15 protein-coding genes and 1 tRNA gene are annotated in these 18,433 nt (G+C 65.1%); 12 read left to right on the top strand and 4 right to left on the bottom strand.

Annotated elements, in window-relative coordinates:
• Nucleotides 1-2: 2 nt before the first annotated feature.
• Both ACI6QG_RS09605 and ACI6QG_RS09600 read right to left on the bottom strand, forming a co-directional pair.
• The gene (locus ACI6QG_RS09605) at nucleotides 3-722 is read right to left on the bottom strand and encodes an ImmA/IrrE family metallo-endopeptidase (RefSeq protein WP_149537227.1); all 720 of its coding nucleotides are present in this window, start codon (nucleotides 720-722) and stop codon (nucleotides 3-5) included.
• A gap of 13 nt (nucleotides 723-735) precedes the next feature.
• Nucleotides 736-1,062, bottom strand: a complete 327-nt coding sequence (locus tag ACI6QG_RS09600) for a helix-turn-helix domain-containing protein (protein ID WP_149537228.1) — start codon at nucleotides 1,060-1,062, stop codon at nucleotides 736-738.
• 475 nt (nucleotides 1,063-1,537) lie between these two features.
• Here ACI6QG_RS09600 and ACI6QG_RS09595 point away from each other — a divergent pair, with 475 nt between their 5' ends.
• The 8 genes from ACI6QG_RS09595 to ACI6QG_RS09560 all read left to right on the top strand — a co-directional run bounded on the left by ACI6QG_RS09595 (nucleotide 1,538) and on the right by ACI6QG_RS09560 (nucleotide 14,266).
• Nucleotides 1,538-2,044, top strand: a complete 507-nt coding sequence (locus tag ACI6QG_RS09595) for a DUF2924 domain-containing protein (RefSeq protein ID WP_407024364.1) — start codon at nucleotides 1,538-1,540, stop codon at nucleotides 2,042-2,044.
• On the top strand, nucleotides 2,041-3,393 hold the full coding sequence (locus tag ACI6QG_RS09590) for a recombinase family protein (RefSeq protein ID WP_149537230.1): 1,353 nt from the start codon (nucleotides 2,041-2,043) through the stop codon (nucleotides 3,391-3,393). The genes ACI6QG_RS09595 and ACI6QG_RS09590 overlap by 4 nt, the downstream gene beginning before the upstream one ends.
• Complete coding sequence (locus ACI6QG_RS09585) at nucleotides 3,390-3,764, top strand: hypothetical protein (protein WP_149537231.1); 375 nt, start codon at nucleotides 3,390-3,392, stop codon at nucleotides 3,762-3,764. Before ACI6QG_RS09590 ends, ACI6QG_RS09585 begins: the two co-directional genes overlap by 4 nt.
• A gap of 171 nt (nucleotides 3,765-3,935) precedes the next feature.
• Complete coding sequence (locus tag ACI6QG_RS09580; RefSeq protein ID WP_149537232.1) at nucleotides 3,936-6,770, top strand: DUF499 domain-containing protein; 2,835 nt, start codon at nucleotides 3,936-3,938, stop codon at nucleotides 6,768-6,770.
• A 20-nt stretch (nucleotides 6,771-6,790) separates the two neighbouring features.
• On the top strand, nucleotides 6,791-7,774 hold the full coding sequence (locus tag ACI6QG_RS09575) for a hypothetical protein (protein WP_407024363.1): 984 nt from the start codon (nucleotides 6,791-6,793) through the stop codon (nucleotides 7,772-7,774).
• Nucleotides 7,764-10,961, top strand: coding sequence for a DUF1156 domain-containing protein (locus ACI6QG_RS09570; RefSeq protein ID WP_149537234.1), 3,198 nt, complete (start codon nucleotides 7,764-7,766; stop codon nucleotides 10,959-10,961). Before ACI6QG_RS09575 ends, ACI6QG_RS09570 begins: the two co-directional genes overlap by 11 nt.
• Before the next feature lie 3 nt (nucleotides 10,962-10,964).
• Nucleotides 10,965-11,468, top strand: coding sequence for a hypothetical protein (locus tag ACI6QG_RS09565; protein ID WP_149537235.1), 504 nt, complete (start codon nucleotides 10,965-10,967; stop codon nucleotides 11,466-11,468).
• Complete coding sequence (locus tag ACI6QG_RS09560; protein WP_149537236.1) at nucleotides 11,468-14,266, top strand: SNF2-related protein; 2,799 nt, start codon at nucleotides 11,468-11,470, stop codon at nucleotides 14,264-14,266. The genes ACI6QG_RS09565 and ACI6QG_RS09560 overlap by 1 nt, the downstream gene beginning before the upstream one ends.
• Before the next feature lie 7 nt (nucleotides 14,267-14,273).
• Here the strand turns inward: ACI6QG_RS09560 and ACI6QG_RS09555 are convergent, their stop codons facing one another.
• On the bottom strand, nucleotides 14,274-14,810 hold the full coding sequence (locus tag ACI6QG_RS09555; protein WP_149537237.1) for a hypothetical protein: 537 nt from the start codon (nucleotides 14,808-14,810) through the stop codon (nucleotides 14,274-14,276).
• A gap of 504 nt (nucleotides 14,811-15,314) precedes the next feature.
• Nucleotides 15,315-15,404, bottom strand: a tRNA-Ser gene (locus ACI6QG_RS09550).
• Between the two features lie 193 nt (nucleotides 15,405-15,597).
• Between ACI6QG_RS09550 and rplU the strand changes: the two genes are divergently transcribed.
• From rplU to ACI6QG_RS09530, 4 genes are all read left to right on the top strand, one after another.
• Nucleotides 15,598-15,912 carry a 50S ribosomal protein L21 gene (rplU, locus tag ACI6QG_RS09545; RefSeq protein WP_407024362.1) on the top strand — a complete coding sequence of 105 codons (315 nt, stop codon included), beginning with the start codon at nucleotides 15,598-15,600 and terminating at the stop codon, nucleotides 15,910-15,912.
• Between the two features lie 13 nt (nucleotides 15,913-15,925).
• Nucleotides 15,926-16,195 carry a 50S ribosomal protein L27 gene (rpmA, locus tag ACI6QG_RS09540; RefSeq protein ID WP_407024361.1) on the top strand — a complete coding sequence of 90 codons (270 nt, stop codon included), beginning with the start codon at nucleotides 15,926-15,928 and terminating at the stop codon, nucleotides 16,193-16,195.
• Nucleotides 16,196-16,264: 69 nt separating this feature from the next.
• Nucleotides 16,265-17,257 carry a GTPase ObgE gene (gene obgE / locus ACI6QG_RS09535; RefSeq protein ID WP_407024360.1) on the top strand — a complete coding sequence of 331 codons (993 nt, stop codon included), beginning with the start codon at nucleotides 16,265-16,267 and terminating at the stop codon, nucleotides 17,255-17,257.
• 33 nt (nucleotides 17,258-17,290) lie between these two features.
• Nucleotides 17,291-18,295: an NAD(P)H-dependent flavin oxidoreductase gene (locus tag ACI6QG_RS09530; protein ID WP_407024359.1), complete on the top strand. Its 1,005-nt coding sequence runs from the start codon at nucleotides 17,291-17,293 to the stop codon at nucleotides 18,293-18,295.
• The last annotated feature ends 138 nt before the right edge of the window (nucleotides 18,296-18,433 follow it).

Here is an 18,433-nt window from a genome sequence, read left to right as displayed (position 1 = left end):
TCTCAGCCGAAGAGAGACGGCGGACCCGCCTGATTCGTGAGGAACCCGAGCTTCAGCAGGCGGACGCGCGCAGCATCCGCTGAGACCTGGAAGCCCTCCATGACCGCCTGCTGCATTTCCCGCGAATCGGGCGAATCGACGGGGATGGCCGTATGGAGCCCCCGGCTGGAGCAGAAGGCGGACAGGTGCCGCCGCAGGGCGGAGGCGGGCATCAGGAAGGCGCCGCTGGCATAGCCAGCCTGCCACTCCATCCAGTCCACCTCCTTGGCGCCCAACATGTTGTCCCGCTTGCACACCATCTTGGCTTCGGAGGGTCGGCGGGAGAACAAGGCGCCGGGTGCGAAGAGCTCGGCGAAGAGAAGCCGGTGAAAGTGGGCGTGGCCGAGCTCGTGCGAGAGCGTCGTCCGCAGGCGGTTTTCGCGCCGCTCGTCCGCCGCGATTCGCTCCGAGATGTAGATCTTGGGTGCGATGTCGGGGAAGAACTCGGTCATCCCCTCCACGTCGGCTCCTTCGGCAGAGAGGTCGGCGTACTGGTCCACGTCGGAGCAGAAGCTCTCGACAAGGATGGTGAGATCATTGGTGGTCAGGGGATACTCGACCTTGCCGTACTTCTCGCGGAGGAAGCGCCCGACGATCGCCTCGCATTCACGGTCGAGCTCCTGCTGGGTGTAGTGCGGACGCTTGGGGAAGCGACCAGAGCGATCCGGGACCCAGGCAACCATCAAGGCGGCTCCGCTATTTCGTCAGGGTTCTGCGGAAGGCCCGGAATGCCTCGGAAACCTTCGCAGGATCGCGCGCCTTGCGGCGCATCTCGTCGGGGATCTTGCCTGCCAGCACGAAGAGGTATCCCTCCTCGATCCCGAGCACCTTCTCGAACTGTCGGATCAGATGGTCAGAGGTCGGGCTGCGGCGGTCGTGCTCTATGTCGTTCAGGTACTGGGGAGAGATCGCGCCCGAATCGTCATCCTTCATGATGGCGGCGGCGAGGTCCTTCTGGCTGAGCCCCTTCGCCTTTCTGGCCGCCACGATCGCCTGCCCGAGGGAGGCCGTTCGCGTAGTCATGGCTCTTGCATTCTGAGTTGTCCGTTCCCATGCGGCTTCGCGGATTGCCGTAGTCATGCGCCCCCCTGGGGGTCAAGGGCAATTTCGCAGTGCGGCTGTTCGGCGGAGCGGATCAGGTTTCCCGATTCGTGCACGCCGGGCAGGTCTCGCAGCTCCCTGGCGCCGGCATCCGCCACCGGCACGCTCTGCGCATCGCTTCCTTTGTTTTCGCGTGCGTTCGCCAAGCGATTGATTGCACTTCGATTTGCAGCGGTCTGGTCCGATGTTCGGTTCGAACCATGCTCTCGCCCCCACCGAACCCCCAACTGCCGCCCCACCTCCGCGAGGTCTGCGACCTGCTTGCCCGCGGCCTGCTGCGGCTGCGCAGCCGCGCTGGCGAGGAAGCCGCGCCTGATTCCGCGGACCGCGGAGAGCGGTTGCTACACTTCCCGGCCGCCCAGCGCCTGCATGCGAACCGGACCACCCGGAGAGACGCATGACGCGCACCACGAAGCCCAAGCCCACCCCCCGGCCGGCGTTCACCGCCCCCGCCATCCCGCCCGCCGACGTGCTCGGCCGACTCGCCGCCCTGAAGACCGCCGCCACGCCTGCGCTGAAGCAGCAGTGGCGGGAACTCTTCGGCGCCGAGCCGCCGCCCTACAATCGGCGCTTCCTGGAAAGCCGGCTCGCCTACAGGATTCAAGAGCTTGCCTATGGCGGCCTGAAGCCGGAGACGCTGGCCCGCCTCGAGGCGCTCGGCGAGCAGCTCGACGGCGGGAAGGTCACCGTCCGCCGCATGCGCGGCGACGACAAGCCGATCGCCGGCACGCAGCTGATCCGGGAATACCAGGGCGTCGAGCACGTGGTGACCGTCACGCGCGCCGGCTACGAGTACCAAGGCCAGCCCTACCAGTCCCTCTCCGCCATCGCCCGCGCCATCACGGGCACCCGCTGGAACGGGCGCGTGTTCTTCGGGCTGCGCCCGAGCCGGAGCGCAGTATGAAGCGTGACGCGAAGCCGGCCGGTGCGATGCCGGCGACCGTGCGGAAGCTCCGCTGCGCGGTCTATACTCGGAAGTCGAGCGAGGAAGGGCTCGACATGGAGTTCAACTCCCTCGACGCGCAGCGCGAGGCCTGTGAGGCGTTCATCGCGTCGCAGCGCGCCGAGGGATGGGTCCTCGTCCGGGAGCGCTACGACGACGGCGGCATCTCTGGCGGGACGTTGGAACGCCCCGCCTTGAAGCGCCTCGTCGCTGACATCCAGGAGGGGCTGGTGGATGTGGTGGTGGTCTACAAGATCGACCGCCTGAGCCGCTCCCTGGTCGATTTCACCAAGCTGGTCGAGGTGTTCGATGCGAACAACGTCACCTTTGTTTCTGTGACGCAGAGCTTCAATACCACCACCAGCATGGGGCGGCTGACACTGAACATCCTGCTCAGCTTCGCCCAGTTCGAGCGAGAGGTCATCGGCGAGCGGATCCGCGACAAGGTCGCGGCCTCGCGCAAGCGCGGCATGTGGATGGGTGGGTACGTGCCGCTCGGCTACGACGTGCGCGAGCGGAAGCTGGTGGTGAACGAGGCCGAGGCCGCGCTGGTGCGGAGGATCTTTCAGGGCTTCGTCGAGACGGAGTCCTGCACCAAGCTGGTGCAGGCCCTGCGAGCCGAGGGCGCCACCACGAAGCGGGGCCGCCCGCTGACGAAGAGTGACGTCTACCGCATCCTCAGCAACCGCGTGTACCTCGGCGAGGCGGTTCACAAGGGAACGGCCTATCCCGGCGAGCACGACGCCATCGTCACCCAGCAGCAGTGGGACGCGGTGCACGCCATCCTGCAGGTCAGCCCGCGCGTGCGGGTTAATCGGACGCGGAACACGACGGCGCCGCTGCTGCGCGGGCTGATCTTTGACAGCGACGGCCGCGCCATGTCGCCGAGCCACAGCCGCGGGCGGGGCGGGCAGATGTACCGCTACTATGTCAGCCAGGCGGTGCTGAAGGGCGGCGGGACCGAGCGGCCGGCGATCCCGCGGCTGCCAGCCGGGGAGATCGAGTCGGCGGTGGTCGCACAGGTCCGCGCACTGCTGCGGCAGCCGGAGATGGTGGTCGGCACCTGGCGGGCGGCCCGCGCGACGGCACCGGAGGTCACTGAGCAGGAGGTGCTGCTGGCGTTGGAGCGCATAGAGCCGCTCTGGGACGAGCTCTTCCCGGCCGAGCGGGCGCGCATCGTGCGGCTGCTGGTGGATCGGGTCGACGTCCGGGCGGAGGGCGCCGCGGTGCGGCTGCGGCTCGACGGGCTCGGCAGTCTGGTGCGGGACCTCGCTGCCCGGGGAGCCGAGGCCGGGAGGGCGGCAGTATGAGCGACACCGCGCAGACCCTCATCGTGGTCATCCCGCTTCGGGTGAAGCCCCGGGGAGGGCGGAAGGCGATGGTCACACCCGGCGTACTGGCGCTGGAGCGCCGGCAGGACCTCACGCTCATCAAGGCTGTGGCGCGAGCCTTCCGGTGGCGGCGAATGCTGGAGACCGGGCGCTTCGCCACTATCAACGAGCTGGCCGCGGCAGAGAAGATCAACTCGTCCTATGTCTCGCGCGTGCTGCGGCTGACGCTGCTGGCGCCGGACATGGTCGAGGCGATCCTGGACGGGCGGCAGCCGGAGGGGATGACGCTGCCGCGGTTGCTGGTGCCTTTTCCGGCAACCTGGGGTGAACAAAGCGCATCCCGTGGCTAGCCGCCCATAGGCCGCGTGCAGCGATGGAATTTCTTCGTTGGAATGAGTATCATGACGCAGACCATCGTGGTCCCGCGCGCCGATCCGCACGCGGGTTGCCCCTGGTCGCTATTAAGGTCGCCAGCGCAAGCAAAGGCGCCGCTTTGTGTTGGCAAGGGGGAATAGTGGCTTATGCTTGGACTGACGCTGCGGCCTGAATTCCGGGGAAAGCTACTCCAGGGCACACAGATTGATCTGACAAATACCAAGAAGACGGGCGCAACTCAGCTTCCCGCCGCTGATTTCCTTTCGATCACCTACCCCACGTCCGATCTTGTCGGCATGCTGCGCGCAGCGGGCCCGGGCCTCAGCCGCCCAATCGCGCTAATGGGTGAGCGTGGCCTCGGTAAGTCCCACCTCCTTGGAGCGCTCTACCACACCCTGACCGATGGCCCAGCAGCGGCAGCATGGCTGACGCATTGGGCCGGGGTACTCAATGATCCATCGTTAGCCACGATTCCGCTGCGCTCTGGCCTGGAGGTAGTGACCGCGAGCCTTCACCAGCAGCGCTTTCCGTTCCTATGGGATGTCCTCTTCGACCAGCATCCCGAGGGCAAGGTGTACAGGGGGATCTGGGAGCACGGCTCAGCCCACAAGACGCCAGTTCCTTCGATGGAGCTGCTGCTCAAGATGTTTGAGCAGAGGCCGACCGCCCTGATCCTGGATGAGTTCCAGACCTGGTTCGACGGCCTCGTCGATGCGCCGAACAAGCCCCACAAGACCTGGGCCTTCAACTTCATCCAAATTCTCTCAGAGATCGGGGACCAACGCCCGGATCTCTTCCTCCTGGTCGTCTCCATCCGCAACGGTACGACCGACGCATTCAAGCAGGTGCAGCGCATCAATCCCGTACTCCAGAACTTCAGCGGCGCGCACGCGAAGCGAGATCGGCGTCATCTGTTGCTGCATCGGCTGTTCGAGAACCGGCTACAGGTCGCCGACGCCGACATCGAAGCACTCACCGCGGTCCACGTGGCCGAATGCTTAAGGCTTGGGGAGGTGCCGGCCGCACAGCACGCCAGCGTCCGCCAGGATTTCACTGAAGCATGGCCGTTCTCGCCACAGCTGCTTCAGCTCCTGGAGGACCAAATCCTGGTCGCGACCTCTGCTCAGGAAAACCGCGACCTCATCAAGATTCTCGCCGGACTCTACAAGAGCCGAGGCAACGCATCACCGGTCCTGACTGCCGCGGACTTCTACATTGATGACGAGGATAGCGGGATCGGACCGCTCCTGGACTCGGTCAACAATCCGGAGCACCGCGCCCTGCGCGACAAGGCGCGTCGAAACCGGGAGGCGGTAGCCGAGGCGGTCGACAATGCGGCGAAGGATGTGCCCCACCTCGAGGACGTCATTGCGTCGCTCTGGCTACGCTCGATCGCTGTTGAGAAGACGGTTGGGGCTACGCGAGCGCAGCTTCAGATGGACTGCACGCGCAGTGTGGCCCTCGATGCAAATGCTTTTCCGGCTGAACTCGACACCATCCTCGACAATAGCTTCAACCTACACGAGGTGGCTGATCGACTGATCTTCCGCGAAGAGGAAAACGCTGAGGCAAAGCTCAAGGCGGCGGCTCGCAACGCGAAGCTGTTCGCGAGCGGTGCCGACATCGCGCATCTCGCGCTGGAGATTCGCTATGTGATCTACGGCGATCCCGGCGTGACTCTGCCGTTCCGAGTCATCCCCCTGCCGAAGGCTTGGCTGACGGACCCTTGGTCCGGCCTGGCAGAAGAAGACCAGCCGGCGATGTGGAGCAACCGCATCCCGATTCTTGTCTTGCCGGAGACACCTGATCGCCTCAGCGAGCGCCTCGCGCAGTGGCTCAAGGATCACCTGCCGCAGAGGCGGAACACTCCGCGCTTCCTGCTGCCGCGGACGCAGACTGCAGACGGCAAGCCGGCACAGCCCGTCTTCGACGATCCGACACTGCTGTTCTATGCACGAGCCGTCGTCAAAGCGACGGAATGGCAGGGCGCCGAGTATGCGAAGCTCAAGACGAAGTACCAGAAGCTCCTCCGTGACGCGCTGAAGGACCGATACGACCGCTTTGCCATCCTCGCAGCCTGGGACAACCAGACGCCCGCAAAGTCTCGCTTCACCGAGGAGAAGCTCAAGGTTCGCGGCAGCGAGATCCCGAATGCGATGGACACCACCATCGCCAACGATCTCTTCGAGCCAGAAGCCTTTGCGGATTACGCGGTGGAAGCCGCCAAGAGCGCGGCGTCGGTCAGGAAGGTGCTCGACGAGCTCCGCGAGCCGCGCCCCGCGCCCGCCGACACCATTCCATGGCTCGGCGACGTCGCGATGAAGGAGAAGCTGATCTCCGTTTGCGCGCAGGGCAAGATCACCATCGACGTCCAGGGCCGCGAGCGACTGGAACGTCGCCCGGGCGAGGACATCAAAGACGCCTTCACGCGCCTCCGCGGCAAGCTTCCTGATGGAAAGCAGCTTGAGGAGGTGATCCTCAGTTTGCCTGGCGTCGGTGTAGCCGCGCACGGGCCCGCCCCACAGACAGGTGCCACGAACGCAGGCGCGCCCACACCCGGTGCGCCTATCCCACCGGGAGTGACGCCCGGCGTCACAGGCGCCTCTTTAGGCTCGTCGCCATCATCCTCTGGCGGCTTTCCGGGCGCCCCACCGACCACGCCGCCGGCGGGCGGAAGCGCGGGCACGCCCGGTTTCGGCGAGGGGCCTGCTGGTGGCCTCTTCGGCGGCGGAGCCGGCATCTTTGGCGGGAGCGGAAACGCACCGCCCAAGCGGACGCGCCTCCAGTCTCCCAAGCCGAATTCAGGATTGAACCTCGCCGGTCAGCTGGAAATGTGGGAGATCGGCGCAGCGACACCGCTTCAATCCGTGACGATCACGATTGATTCGGCCACCGGGGCGCAGATCAAGAAGCTGCTGGAGAAGCTGCCTGACGGGCTGATTTACGGGTTGTCGCTCGATCGCGAGGATCCGCCCACGTGATGGCATCCTTGCCCCTACCGTTGCTGCGCCAGCTCCAGGAAGCCGATCCGGCGGCAGCATGGGCCGCACTCGCGCAGCATGCGCTCGACGTGTGCGACAGTGTCGGGCAGGGCAAGGCGTCTGATACGGCGGCCCGCCTCCGGGACGAAGCCTTGCAGGCGGTTGATGCATGGCTGGCGGGTGCCGGTTGGGATCTGTGGGCTGCTTTCGGTGATGCCATGCCCCGAACCGCCGACCGTCTGGTCGATTGGTGGAACGCAGTCCCGCATGGCGCTGGTGCTGCGGTCCTTATCCTGGATGGCCTATCGCTCCGGGAACTGCCACTGCTAACCCAGGGTGCACTGGGGCATGGCTTCGCTGTCGTGAGGGCTGAAGCCACGGCCGCTGAGCTGCCCGGCGACACGAACTCCTTCGCCCAAGCGCTCGGTGTCCCGGCTCGCAACACCCTTGCCAACAACCACCCTCCTGCTGGCTTTCGTCTGCTCGGAGCCACGACAGAGGTTGCCGACCTCCCTTGGGCCGACTGCGCCGCCCTGGTGAAGGCGGAGCCCCGATGGCTGTTTTGGCACGAATGGCCCGACGCGCGCTTTCACGCCGGGAGCAGCTTCCAGGCGTTGGCGCGCAACGTCGCCGACACATTCTCCGACGCCGCCTTCTGGGGCTTCTTGCGGCGCCTCGCCACAGGGCGGCGACTGCTGGTCACGTCCGACCACGGCTATGCCCACATCGGTGGCTTCCACGATACCTACGAAGATCAGAAGGCGTGGCTTCGAGGCGTCTTCGCTGGCGGGCGTACTGCAGCAGATGGCGAGACGGGCGGGTGGTCCCCGCCACTGGCGCTGTCGCTCCAGGGCCGCCAGGAGCGTGTGCGTCTGCCGCTGGGCCGCCGGAAATGGTCGGTGCCGGGCGGCAATGCCAATCTCGGCCATGGCGGGCTAACGCTGCTCGAAGCGCTCTCCCCTTTCATCGAACTCCGACTCCAGGATTCCCCGAATGCCCCGTGATGGCGCCACCGTATCGGCCAAGGACAAGCTCGCTCAGGACATCGCCAAGGCAGTCGGTGCCGGCCGCCCGATGGCCGTGGAGACGGTGGACTTCTCGGATCCCAATCGCCCGAAGACCTGCATCGAGGTCGACTTTCCGATCCTGGCGATCAATCAGATTGCGCAGATCGAAGGCAACGCCGGCAAGCCGATTTACCAGATGTCGAAGTGGTGGGCGCGTCGCCGATCGTCCGTGTTCCGCGCCATGCTGCTGGCCAGCGCTATGAAGGCGCCGGACGACCCGGCCCAGGCCGCGAAGGCAGTGTGGGAGGCCTACTACGCCAACCACCAGAAGAAAGGCGCTTTAAAGCACCTGAAGGTCGCTGACATCTTCATGGGCGGTGGCACCACACTGGTGGAGGGTTCGCGCCTGGGCATGCAGATGTCTGGTGTGGACCTGAATCCGGTGGCCTGGTTCGTCGTGAAGCAGGAATTCGCCAAGCCCGACCTCGACGCGGTGAAGCGGCTGCTGGCCGACGTCGAGGCCGAGGTGAAGCCGCAGATCATGCCCTTTTATGCTTGCGAGGGCCCCGCTGGGGAAAAGGGCGTCTGGACTCGTCTCTCTGACAAGATCGCTATGGGAGATGATTTCGACCCACTCGCGCTGAAGCCAGAAGAACGCAAGGGCTATGCGTATAGCGGCCCAGAGATGGTCTACACCTTCTGGATCAAGCACGGACACTGCCAGGTAACTGGTTGTGGCCACCGCACCCCGATCGTCAACACGAATATAGTCGCGGTGAAGTCAATATCGATCCGGTTCTGGGCACACCGATGCGTGGCGTGCCAATCCACATTTGACATAGAGGAAAAGCCGGCGCGCATGGCGCCAGACGTTCCGCTCGTCGTGGCCGACAGTGAGGGCCCCTACGCCGTATTGGACGCTCGGAAAGGCGTGGTCTGCCCGCACTGCCGGCACACAGATCTGCCGCGGCTAGGCAAGGCGTCTCGCAAGAAGGTCGACTTGTCCTTGCTAATCCATCCGTCTTGGCTGACAGGATGCGCCAGCGTCGATGACGACGGCTTCCCTCTCGGCGGCACACCGCAGGACGACGCTGAAAGCAACGTGCGATGGAACGTCAAGCGCGGGGCGGCGCTGGAATTGCTCGAGGTGCGTGGTCGCGTTCCCGCAGAAATCATCTGTCCGACGACCGGGGAGACACTGAAGACCGGCGCCGCAACTGGCACCGTGCCGAAGAAGGCCCACTTCGAATGTGCTCGGTGCGGTACGGTGCAGGACGTTCTCGATAGCACATCCAGAACGGGCAAGGGCGCGCCATACGTTCCCGCACTCATTCAGGGAATGTCCTATACCCGCGACGCGAGTGGCGCGGCTTATGGGGGACGGTTCTTTTCCCCCCTTAACAACCAAGCTGCAATCACGGCGGCCGAGCGCGAATGGCAAGAGAGGAAAAACACCGATCTGGCGAAATACTGGCCGCGACAGGAGCTGCCTTACGGACTTGAGGCAGATTTCTGGTCAGTTCGTCGTCACGGCTATACGCATTGGTATACGATGTTTAATCCGAGACAGCTCCTCTGTCTGTCCATTCTTGCCAAGGGAATCGATGAACAGCGCGGACGATATTCAGACGAATGCGTCGACATTGTTATCGCGGCATTTCAACAATATATCCGCAACCAGTGCATGATGACGATATGGAATTTGCAGCGAGACTCTTTGGAGCCGCAATTTGCAAAGAACAATTTTCGGCCGAAGATTATGCCTGTCGAAAATTCGTTCTTTTGTGCTGAAGGTCGCGGCAACTGGACTTCTTGTATCGAAGGTATATTTGAAACCCTCGAGTGGTCATCTGATCCTTGGGAAATTTTGGTAAATGAAAACTCGACGCGCGATGCTGGAGCAGCAAAGAGCACGAAGATCTATCCGCGCGATCCTCTGCTCCCAGTCGAGAGCTTGATTTGTGGATCGGCGACGAACCTTACCGATATCGAAGATGGAAGCCTCGATCTCTGTGTAACGGATCCGCCCTTTGGAAACCTGATGCAGTATGCGGAGTGGGCTGACTTTTTTTACAGCTGGATGCGGCCTCTCTTGCGAGAGCAGCACGCGTGCTTCAGGCCCGAGGCTACCCCGAAGACCCTTGAGGTAGTCTCCAACAAGGCACGGCAGGGTGATGAAGCGGACGCCTTCTACCGGCGCCTCCTGACACAATCGTGGCACGAGGTACATCGCAAGCTCAAAGCTGGAGGTTTGCTCGCATTCACGTTTCACCATGATCAGGACGAACCCTGGATCGACGTGCTTGCAAGCCTTTTTGATGCGGGCTTCGTGCTGGAGGCTACCTACCCGATCCGGGGCGATGAGACGAAGGGCGACGGCGAATACGGGTCGCAGCGCGTCGAGTACGACATCATTCACGTATGCCGAAAGCGCACCGAGGATCCAAAGCCAGTTTCTTGGGCGCGCATGAGGCGTGAGGTGCTGGAAGACGTGAAGCAGCTTCAGGGCGTGCTGGAGGCGCATGCGAAGGAGGGTCTGCCCGCGGCAGATCTTGCGGTCATCAAGCGAGGCAAGGCGCTCGAGTACTTCTCCCGCCACTACGGTCAGGTCTTTAAGGCTGAGGGCGAAACCATCTCGGTCAAGGAAGCCATCATCGGCATCAACCAGATCCTCGACGAGGGATCGACGGCCGCAGAGATTCCGCCTGTCGACGCAGAACCATACACGCGGCAGTTCCTTCGCATCTTTGCCGACGGCGCCGAGCAGAAGCGCGACCAAATGCAGAAGTTCCTCCGAGGGACAGGGAGCAGCCCGGATGAATTTGAGGAGCGCGGCTGGTGCTCGGAGAAGGCCAAGGTCTACCATCTGACCTCGCCGCTTGAGATCGCGCAGTCGTGGCACAAGCGCCAAAAGCGAAAGCTCGACAGCGACTACGACCAGGCCATGGTGCTGATCGGGGCCTGTCATCCCGGCAGCGGCCTCGACGCCAATGACACGCTTCGCAACCCGAACTTCAAGCCGCATCCGGCTCTGCGGCCGCTGCTGGAATGGTTCGAGCGGCGGGGCCACACCACCGTCATTCGCGACGCGGCAAAGGTTGCCAAGATGCGGTTCGATGCGTGGCAGAAGGCCCAGCCTGCCAAGCCGACGAGCGCACAGATGTCGCTGTTCGGGGACAGCTAGCTGATGCCGCTCGCCGATGCCTGGGCACGCCGCGGCCTCACGCTGCTCTGGGGGGCTGACGCATTCCGCGAGTTAGCCAGCCCTGACCAGGTGATGCCGCTGCGTGCGCTCTTCGGCGAGCGGCTCAACTGGCCCGTCGACCTCGTCAGCAATGGAGGGCGCGCGCTGGTCGCGACAGGTCTCGAAGCGTCCTTGGACTGCTTGGCACCGGCGGATGCAGAAACCTGGATCGCTACGGACCTTCGCGACCTCGTCCGCGAGTTTCAGGACGCATACCAAGGTGAGCGCGCCCTGGTGCTGTGGCTGCCCAGCGGCGCGCAGCGTGTCACCTACGATGCGCCAAACGACGCGTGGCTGTGGGCGACAGCGGATAACGGTCGCCTGCCGCTCGGCCGCTTGCTCTTCTCGGGTGCTGAGCGCGATGTCGAGCGAGTCTCGCCAGCCGGCTGGCGAGGGCCAGCGGAGGGGCCGGGACTAATCGGCTTGCGCCAGGCGCGGCTATCCTGATGAGCGAAGCGCTGGAGCTGACACCCGGCGTGCGGGTGTCGCATGCGGAGCTGGGCGAAGGGGTGGTGCTGGAGGCGTCGCGGGACGGCTACGTCCGCGCCTTCTTCGGCGCCGGCGAGCGTCGGGTGCCGCTGGCAGCGTTGCGTCCTGCGCTCTCCCGGGCCGATCGCATCCTGGCCAATGTCGCCGGCACGCCGGAGCGATTGCGTGCCATCCGCCTGACCTTGCAGGCGCACATGCTGCCTCTGATGGAGGACGCGGCCGCGCTGACCTCGGCGCGGATCGACCTGCTCCCGCATCAGGTCGTGCTGACCCATCGCGTGGCCACCGCGAGCCCCCGCCGCTTTCTGATTGCCGACGAGGTCGGCCTGGGCAAGACCGTCGAGACGGCGCTGATCCTGCGCGAGCTGGCGAGCCGTGGGGAGCTCGAGCGCGCCCTGATGGTGGTTCCCGCGGGCCTGGTGAACAACTGGCACCGCGAGCTGAATGAGGTGTTCGGTCTCGACTTTGAGGTCTTCGGTAGCGAAGGCGATGTGACCGACCGCAAAACCAACGCGTTCGCCAAGCACCACCGTCTGATCGCAAGCATCGACACGCTGAAACGGCCCGCGCGCGTAAAGCGTCTGCTGGAGGCCCCGCGCTGGGATCTCGTGGTTTTCGATGAAGCGCATCACCTGACGGCGGTCCAGGAAGGGAAGCGTGTCCGCCGGACGGAAAACTACAAGCTGGCAGAGGCGCTGAAGGACCACGCACGAGACCTGCTGCTGCTCTCTGCCACGCCGCATCAGGGGCACCATTTCCCCTTCTGGATGCTGATCCAGCTGTTGAACCCGACCCTGTTCCGCAGCGTGGACGAGATGGTGACGCAGCGGCACCGGCTTTCGACGGTAGTGTTCCGGCGGACCAAGGCCGATGCATGCCGACCGGATGGCTCGCCGCTCTTTGCGCGGCGCTGGGTGCACACCGAGTCCTTCGTGATGTCCGACGCGGAGCGAAAATTCTACGAGGCCTTGCAGCGCTACCTTCAGGACGGCTTTGACCTGGCCAAGCGCCAGGGCGGCAAGGGCCGAGCGCTTGGCTTCCTGATGGCGATCTTCCAGAAGATCGCGGCGTCGAGCTTCGCTGCTGTGCGCCGCACCCTGCGTCGCCGGATGCTCGCGCTGACCATCCATGAAGCCGTGCTGCGCGACCGTGCCCTGGATATCGATGGACGCGACTTGCTTTACGGCGAAGCGCGGGCTCTCATTCACGAGGAATACGGGCTGCCGCAGGATCCCGTCGGCCGCGGGCAGGTGGACCAGGTGCTGGCGGATTTGAAACTTCGGTTGGTGCGCCGCCTGGACAACGAGGAGGAGGCGCTCGCGGAGGCCTCTGATCCTTATGGGAACGAGGCTGCGGCTCAATCGTCGGAAGACCTCGCCAGCCTTGCTGTCTCGGTCCACTTGCCGGAGGAGCGGCTGCGCATCGCAGAGATGTTGGCGACGTTCCCAGCGGCGCGCGAAACGAAGATTGCGAAGCTGTTGGCCGGCCTCGGCGTGCTGTGGCGACAAAATCCGCAGGAAAAGGTGGTTATCTTCGCCACCTACCTCGGCACCGTTGAGCAGATCGCGCGCGACATTGAGGCAGAGTATCCAGGCCAAGGTGTCGCCGTCCTACGCGGCGGCGACCACGGCGCGAAGCTGGCGGCGGAACGCCGGTTTCGGCAGAAGGACGGTCCGCGGGTCCTGGTCTGCACCGCGGCGGGACGGGAGGGCATCAACCTCCAGTTCGCACGCGTGCTGTTCAACTTCGATCTGCCCTGGAATCCGATGGACGTGGAGCAGCGCATTGGTCGCATCCACCGCTACGGCCAGCGCGACACAGCGCAGGTCTACAACCTCATCCTATCCGACACGATCGAGGGACGCATATTCCTGATGCTCGATCAGAAGCTGACAGAGATCGCGCGCGCGCTCGGCAAGGTGGATGAGGCCGGTAATGTCGCGGAGGATTTGCGGGCGCAAGTGCTGGGCCAGCTGTCGGAACGACTGAACTACGACAGGCTGTACCAGGCGGCGCTGTCTGATCCAGAGTTGCGGCGGACCAAGGTCGAGCTCGACGCTGCGCTGGCGAATGCCAGCGAGGCGAGGCAGGTGGTGTTCGAGTTGTTCCAGGACCTCGATGGCTTCAGCCTGGAGGATTACCGACCATTTTCTGATCTCGCCAGCAGCGTGGGCCGCATTCATGACTTCCTGGCTGCAGCTCTGGCGGAGCAGGGCTGGGCACTCAGGAAGGCCGGGGATGGGCTTTTCGAGGTTGTCGATCAGACTGGGACGACGGTAGCGCAGTTCACGGATGACCGCGAACGGGCAATGGCGACGGATGGCTTGGGGCTCCTAGGGTTGGACCATCCGCTGGTCGCCAGTCAGCTGACGAAGTGGCGGAGCACGCCGCCCGAACGCTTGGGCTCCAGCGTGCGCCAGGCTGGTGGCGAGGGTGCCGTTCTGTGCTGGTGGTTGTTCGAAGCGTCAACAGCGCAGGGGGACCGGAAAACGCAGGTGCTGGCCCTTGCGATGGGGCTCAGCGGTGGCCGGTCGGCGGCCATGGAGCGGTTGCCGGAGCGGATGTTGGATCGACCGCCAACTGATGGCTTCCTCAACCTGGCTGAGCGTCGGCGCTTCCTGGCGGAGTTCGCAGAGCCAGCATTGCACCGCGAGCTTCAGCATCGCGGCTTGCTTGCAGCGGGGGGCTCGTTCTCGGCGGATCTCCTGGGCTGGCTAGAGGTAGGTGCTGACGACCTGCTGCGCTCAAACTTCTGAATGCGTGCTATTCGGCGATCGCACTGTATCCACACATATTGATAATTATTTTTTCATGGTCCGAACTTAACGAAACAAAACTTTGTGGCGGATAGTACGGAAAGATACGATTAATTTCCGAAGACTTCGCCTCGCGTGGTGCATAATCAATATGAGAAACGAAATACGCGCCAATTTGATTGTCGTTTCCTATGTATTGCAGGATCTTTTCGGCGGTAAGATTTATCGAGAGCTCTAAGTTCAACGCCTCTGATTTCGAAATAGTCTTAACATCTTCTATTTTTGCGCGGGCACATATCGCTCCGATCGGCGAGTTTACATGAAAATATATGCGCTGAGGGCGCGAGTTTAATGGAATTCTCTTTCGCAATATGGTTGTAAACGCACTCTTCTTTATCTTTTCCTGCCAAGAAGAGTGGAAGGACACCACCACTGCTTCGGTGGTTCGTTCCTTGGCATACTCGTCGTTGCGGCGCTGCAACTGGCCTAAACCTTCAACGTATTGCATGAGCGACTTCACGGTTTGGGCGCGGTTGCTAAACATCCGTTCGCACCCCGACCAAGAACATCGGTTAAGCTCGTGTAGCGAGTTTCGCGTTGACCTCCAAGCTGTTCGGAGGTCCGCAGCCTGATCCCTTCTGATACGGTTGTGCCCATCATGGTCCAGCCGGCGATGGTGCACCTGGCTGCCATTGCCTGCGTGGCTTCAGGAGGACGCGGCCTGCGCAGGGCCTCGTTGAAGCACGGTGAGTATGAGCGTTGATCGGCGCCTACGTACCGAAGTGTTTGCTCTCGCAGCATGGAATTCGGGCAAGTGAGGTTCGAACCGTGGCAAGCGCCCGCCGCGGCAAAGCCGGCTTTCGACCTGGGTTATTGTGTTCCGTACCAAAGCGCCCGAGTCAGGAGGTCCGGAGAGAACTGGCCTCCGGAGAGCGATTTTCGGGCGTGACCGGCTCAGGCCAGTCAACAGGTCGGCCCCAAGAACCCCAGGAAACCTGCCACTCAGCGCGGTCGCCGACCAGGCAGAGAACGGGACGCCTCAGGGGACTGGCGGACAGGGTGGGATTCGAACCCACGGTACCGTTGCCGGTACTCCGGTTTTCGAGACCGGCGCGTTCGACCACTCCGCCACCTGTCCTGGCCTGCGGCGCCGTATAGGGCGCCCGGCGCGGCATGGCAACGGGACGGGTTGACTTCCCGGGGGCCATGCCCCTATTCAGCCGCTCCCGGGCGGTGCCGAGCGTGCCGCCCGCGGCCGTCTTTGGGCCTCCGCCCTGGGCAGCCGATTCCTTGGTTTTCCGGGCGGCCATTCCGCCCAAAGGGCGCGAGTGATGACCTTCGCAGTGATCCGCACGGGCGGGAAGCAGTACAGGGTGACGCCGAATTCGGTCCTCACCGTCGAGAAGCTGGAGGCCGAGGCCGGCGCCACCGTCACCTTCCACGAGGTGCTGGCGCTGGGCGGCGATGCCGGGCTGCAGATCGGCGCGCCCACCGTTCCCGGCGCCTCCGTCACCGCCACGGTGATCGAGCAGACCCGCGGCGACAAGGTGCTGATCCTGAAGAAGCGCCGCCGCAAGAACAGCCGCCGCAAGCAGGGCCACCGCCAGCACCAGACCGTGCTGCGCATCGGCGCCATCGCGGCCTGAAGGAGCAGCACAGATGGCACACAAGAAGGCTGGTGGCTCGTCCCGCAACGGGCGCGACTCCCCCGGGCAGCGGCTCGGCGTCAAGAAGTTCGGCGGCGAGCACGTGCTGGCCGGCAACATCCTGATCCGCCAGCGCGGCACCAAGGTGAAGCCGGGCCGCAACGTCGGGCTGGGCCGCGACCACACCATCTTCTCCCTGGTCGAGGGCCACGTGAAGTTCGAGCGCAAGGCCGAGGGCCGCGTGCACGTCTCCGTCGAGCCGATCAAGCTCGCCGCGGAGTAACCCCGCGCATCCGCGTGGCAGGCTGACGGGGGCCCTCGCGGCCCCCGTTCTGCGTTGGGAAGGTCCCGCATGAAGTTCCTCGACGAGGCCAAGGTCTTCGTGAAGTCGGGCGATGGCGGCAACGGCGTCGTCGCCTTCCGGCGCGAGAAATACATCGAGTTCGGCGGCCCCGATGGCGGCAATGGCGGCCGCGGCGGCGACGTCTACGCCGAGGCCGTCGAGGGGCTGAACACCCTGATCGACTACCGCTACGCCCAGCACTTCAAGGCCCGCAAGGGCGGCAACGGCGCCGGCAGCGACCGCACCGGCGCCAAGTCCGACGACGTGGTGCTGAAGGTGCCCGTCGGCACGCAGATCCTGGAGGAGGACCGCGAGACGCTGATCGCGGACCTCGACGCGGCCGGCAAGCGGGTGCTGCTGTGCAAGGGCGGCGATGGCGGCTTCGGCAACGCCATGTTCAAGTCCTCCACCAACCGCGCCCCGCGCCGGGCCGACCCGGGCTGGCCGGGCGAGGAGAAGTGGATCTGGCTGCGGCTGAAGCTGATCGCCGATGCCGGGCTGGTGGGCCTGCCCAACGCGGGCAAGAGCACCTTCCTGGCCGCTGCCTCCGCCGCGCGGCCCAAGATCGCCGACTACCCCTTCACCACGCTGCACCCGCAGCTGGGCGTGGTGCGGCTGAACGCGACCGAGGAGTTCGTGCTGGCCGACATCCCCGGCCTGATCGAGGGCGCCAGCGAGGGCGCCGGGCTGGGCACCCGCTTCCTGGGCCATGTGGAGCGCTGCCGGGTGCTGCTGCACCTGGTGGACGGCACCCAGGCCGACCCCGGCGCGGCCTATCGCCTGATCCGCCACGAACTCGCCGAGTACGGCGGCGGCCTGACCGACAAGCCCGAGGTGGTGGCGCTGAACAAGCTGGACGCGATGACGCCGCAGGCCGTCGCCTCCCGCCGCAAGGCGCTGGAGCGCGCCTGCGGGCGGCCGGTGATGCTGCTCAGCGGCGCCACCGGCCAGGGCGTGCCGGAGGTGCTGCGGGCGGTGGCGGACCTCGCGCGCCGGGGCTAGCCTTGCCCCGGACAACCCGGGGAGACGACGCCGATGGACCTGCGCGACACCTTGAGGGGGCGGCTGCGCCTGCCGCTGATCGGCTCGCCCCTCTTCATCATCTCGGTGCCGGACCTCGTGGTGGCGCAGTGCACCGCGGGCGTCATCGGCGCCATGCCCTCATTGAACGCGCGGCCGCTGGAGCAGCTGGACGAATGGCTGCACGAGATCCGCGAGCGCCTGGCCGCGCATGACCGCGCCCACCCCGACCGCCCGGCCGCGCCCTTCGCCATCAACCTGATCGTGCACAAGTCGAACGACCGGCTGGAGCAGGACCTGGAGCTGGTGGTGAAGCACCGGGTGCCGGTCATCATCACCAGCCTGGGCGCCCGGCCGGAGGTGAACCAGGCCGTCCATTCCTATGGCGGGCACGTGCTGCACGACGTCATCAACCAGGTCTTCGCCCGCAAGGCGGTGGAGAAGGGCGCCGACGGGCTGGTGCTGGTGGCCGCCGGCGCCGGCGGGCATGCCGGCGCGCAATCCCCCTTCGCCCTGGTGCAGGAGACGCGGGCCTGGTTCGACGGGCCGGTCGCCTTGTCCGGCTCGATCGCGCACGGCGCCTCCATCCTGGCCGCCGAGGCGATGGGCGCGGACTTCGCCTACATGGGCACCGCCTTCATCGCCACGGAGGAAGCCCGCGCGGTGGAGGACTACAAGCGCATGATCGTGCAGAGCGGCGCGGCGGACATCGTCTACACCAACCTCATCACCGGGGTGCACGGCAACTACCTGGCGCCGTCCATCCGCAACGCCGGGCTGGACCCGGAGAATCTGGAGCGCAGCGACCCGAGCGCGATGAACTTCGGCTCCGACCGCAAGAAGAAGTGGAAGGACATCTGGGGCGCCGGGCAGAGCGTGGGCGGCATCCGCGAGGTGCAGCCGGCGGCGCGGCTAGTGGACCGGCTGGCCGGGGAATACTGGGCGGCCCGCCAGCGCATCGGCGGCGCGAACCCGATGCTCAACCCGGCCTGGCAAGGGATGGCTGCGGCGGCCGAATAGCCGCCGCGGCCGGGCACAGGCCTCGCTGGCCCAGGGCCAGCTTCGCGCGGCGGCCGAATAGCCGCCGCAGCCGGGCACAGGCCTCGCTGGCCCAGGGCCAGCTTCGCGCGGCGGCCGGACAGCCGCCGCGACGCGATG

The organism is Sabulicella flocculans (assembly GCF_045449635.1).
In the GTDB taxonomy this organism is placed as follows: Bacteria; Pseudomonadota; Alphaproteobacteria; order Acetobacterales; family Acetobacteraceae; genus Roseococcus.
The sequence above is the reverse complement of the archived record's forward strand: the minus strand, read 5'-3'. Positions and strand labels throughout refer to the sequence as shown.

Bases quoted from the DNA above. Each gene is read 5' to 3' on its own strand.
- ACI6QG_RS09530 (WP_407024359.1), top strand. From the start codon at position 17,291: ATGGACCTGCGCGACACCTTGAGGGGGCGGCTGCGCCTGCCGCTGATC.
- ACI6QG_RS09600 (WP_149537228.1), bottom strand. From the start codon at position 1,062: ATGACTACGCGAACGGCCTCCCTCGGGCAGGCGATCGTGGCGGCCAGA.
- ACI6QG_RS09580 (WP_149537232.1), top strand. From the start codon at position 3,936: ATGCTTGGACTGACGCTGCGGCCTGAATTCCGGGGAAAGCTACTCCAG.
- ACI6QG_RS09560 (WP_149537236.1), top strand. From the start codon at position 11,468: ATGAGCGAAGCGCTGGAGCTGACACCCGGCGTGCGGGTGTCGCATGCG.
- obgE (WP_407024360.1), top strand. From the start codon at position 16,265: ATGAAGTTCCTCGACGAGGCCAAGGTCTTCGTGAAGTCGGGCGATGGC.
- ACI6QG_RS09570 (WP_149537234.1), top strand. From the start codon at position 7,764: ATGCCCCGTGATGGCGCCACCGTATCGGCCAAGGACAAGCTCGCTCAG.
- ACI6QG_RS09585 (WP_149537231.1), top strand. From the start codon at position 3,390: ATGAGCGACACCGCGCAGACCCTCATCGTGGTCATCCCGCTTCGGGTG.
- ACI6QG_RS09605 (WP_149537227.1), bottom strand. From the start codon at position 722: ATGGTTGCCTGGGTCCCGGATCGCTCTGGTCGCTTCCCCAAGCGTCCG.
- ACI6QG_RS09595 (WP_407024364.1), top strand. From the start codon at position 1,538: ATGACGCGCACCACGAAGCCCAAGCCCACCCCCCGGCCGGCGTTCACC.
- ACI6QG_RS09555 (WP_149537237.1), bottom strand. From the start codon at position 14,810: ATGTTTAGCAACCGCGCCCAAACCGTGAAGTCGCTCATGCAATACGTT.
- rpmA (WP_407024361.1), top strand. From the start codon at position 15,926: ATGGCACACAAGAAGGCTGGTGGCTCGTCCCGCAACGGGCGCGACTCC.
- ACI6QG_RS09565 (WP_149537235.1), top strand. From the start codon at position 10,965: ATGCCGCTCGCCGATGCCTGGGCACGCCGCGGCCTCACGCTGCTCTGG.
- ACI6QG_RS09590 (WP_149537230.1), top strand. From the start codon at position 2,041: ATGAAGCGTGACGCGAAGCCGGCCGGTGCGATGCCGGCGACCGTGCGG.
- rplU (WP_407024362.1), top strand. From the start codon at position 15,598: ATGACCTTCGCAGTGATCCGCACGGGCGGGAAGCAGTACAGGGTGACG.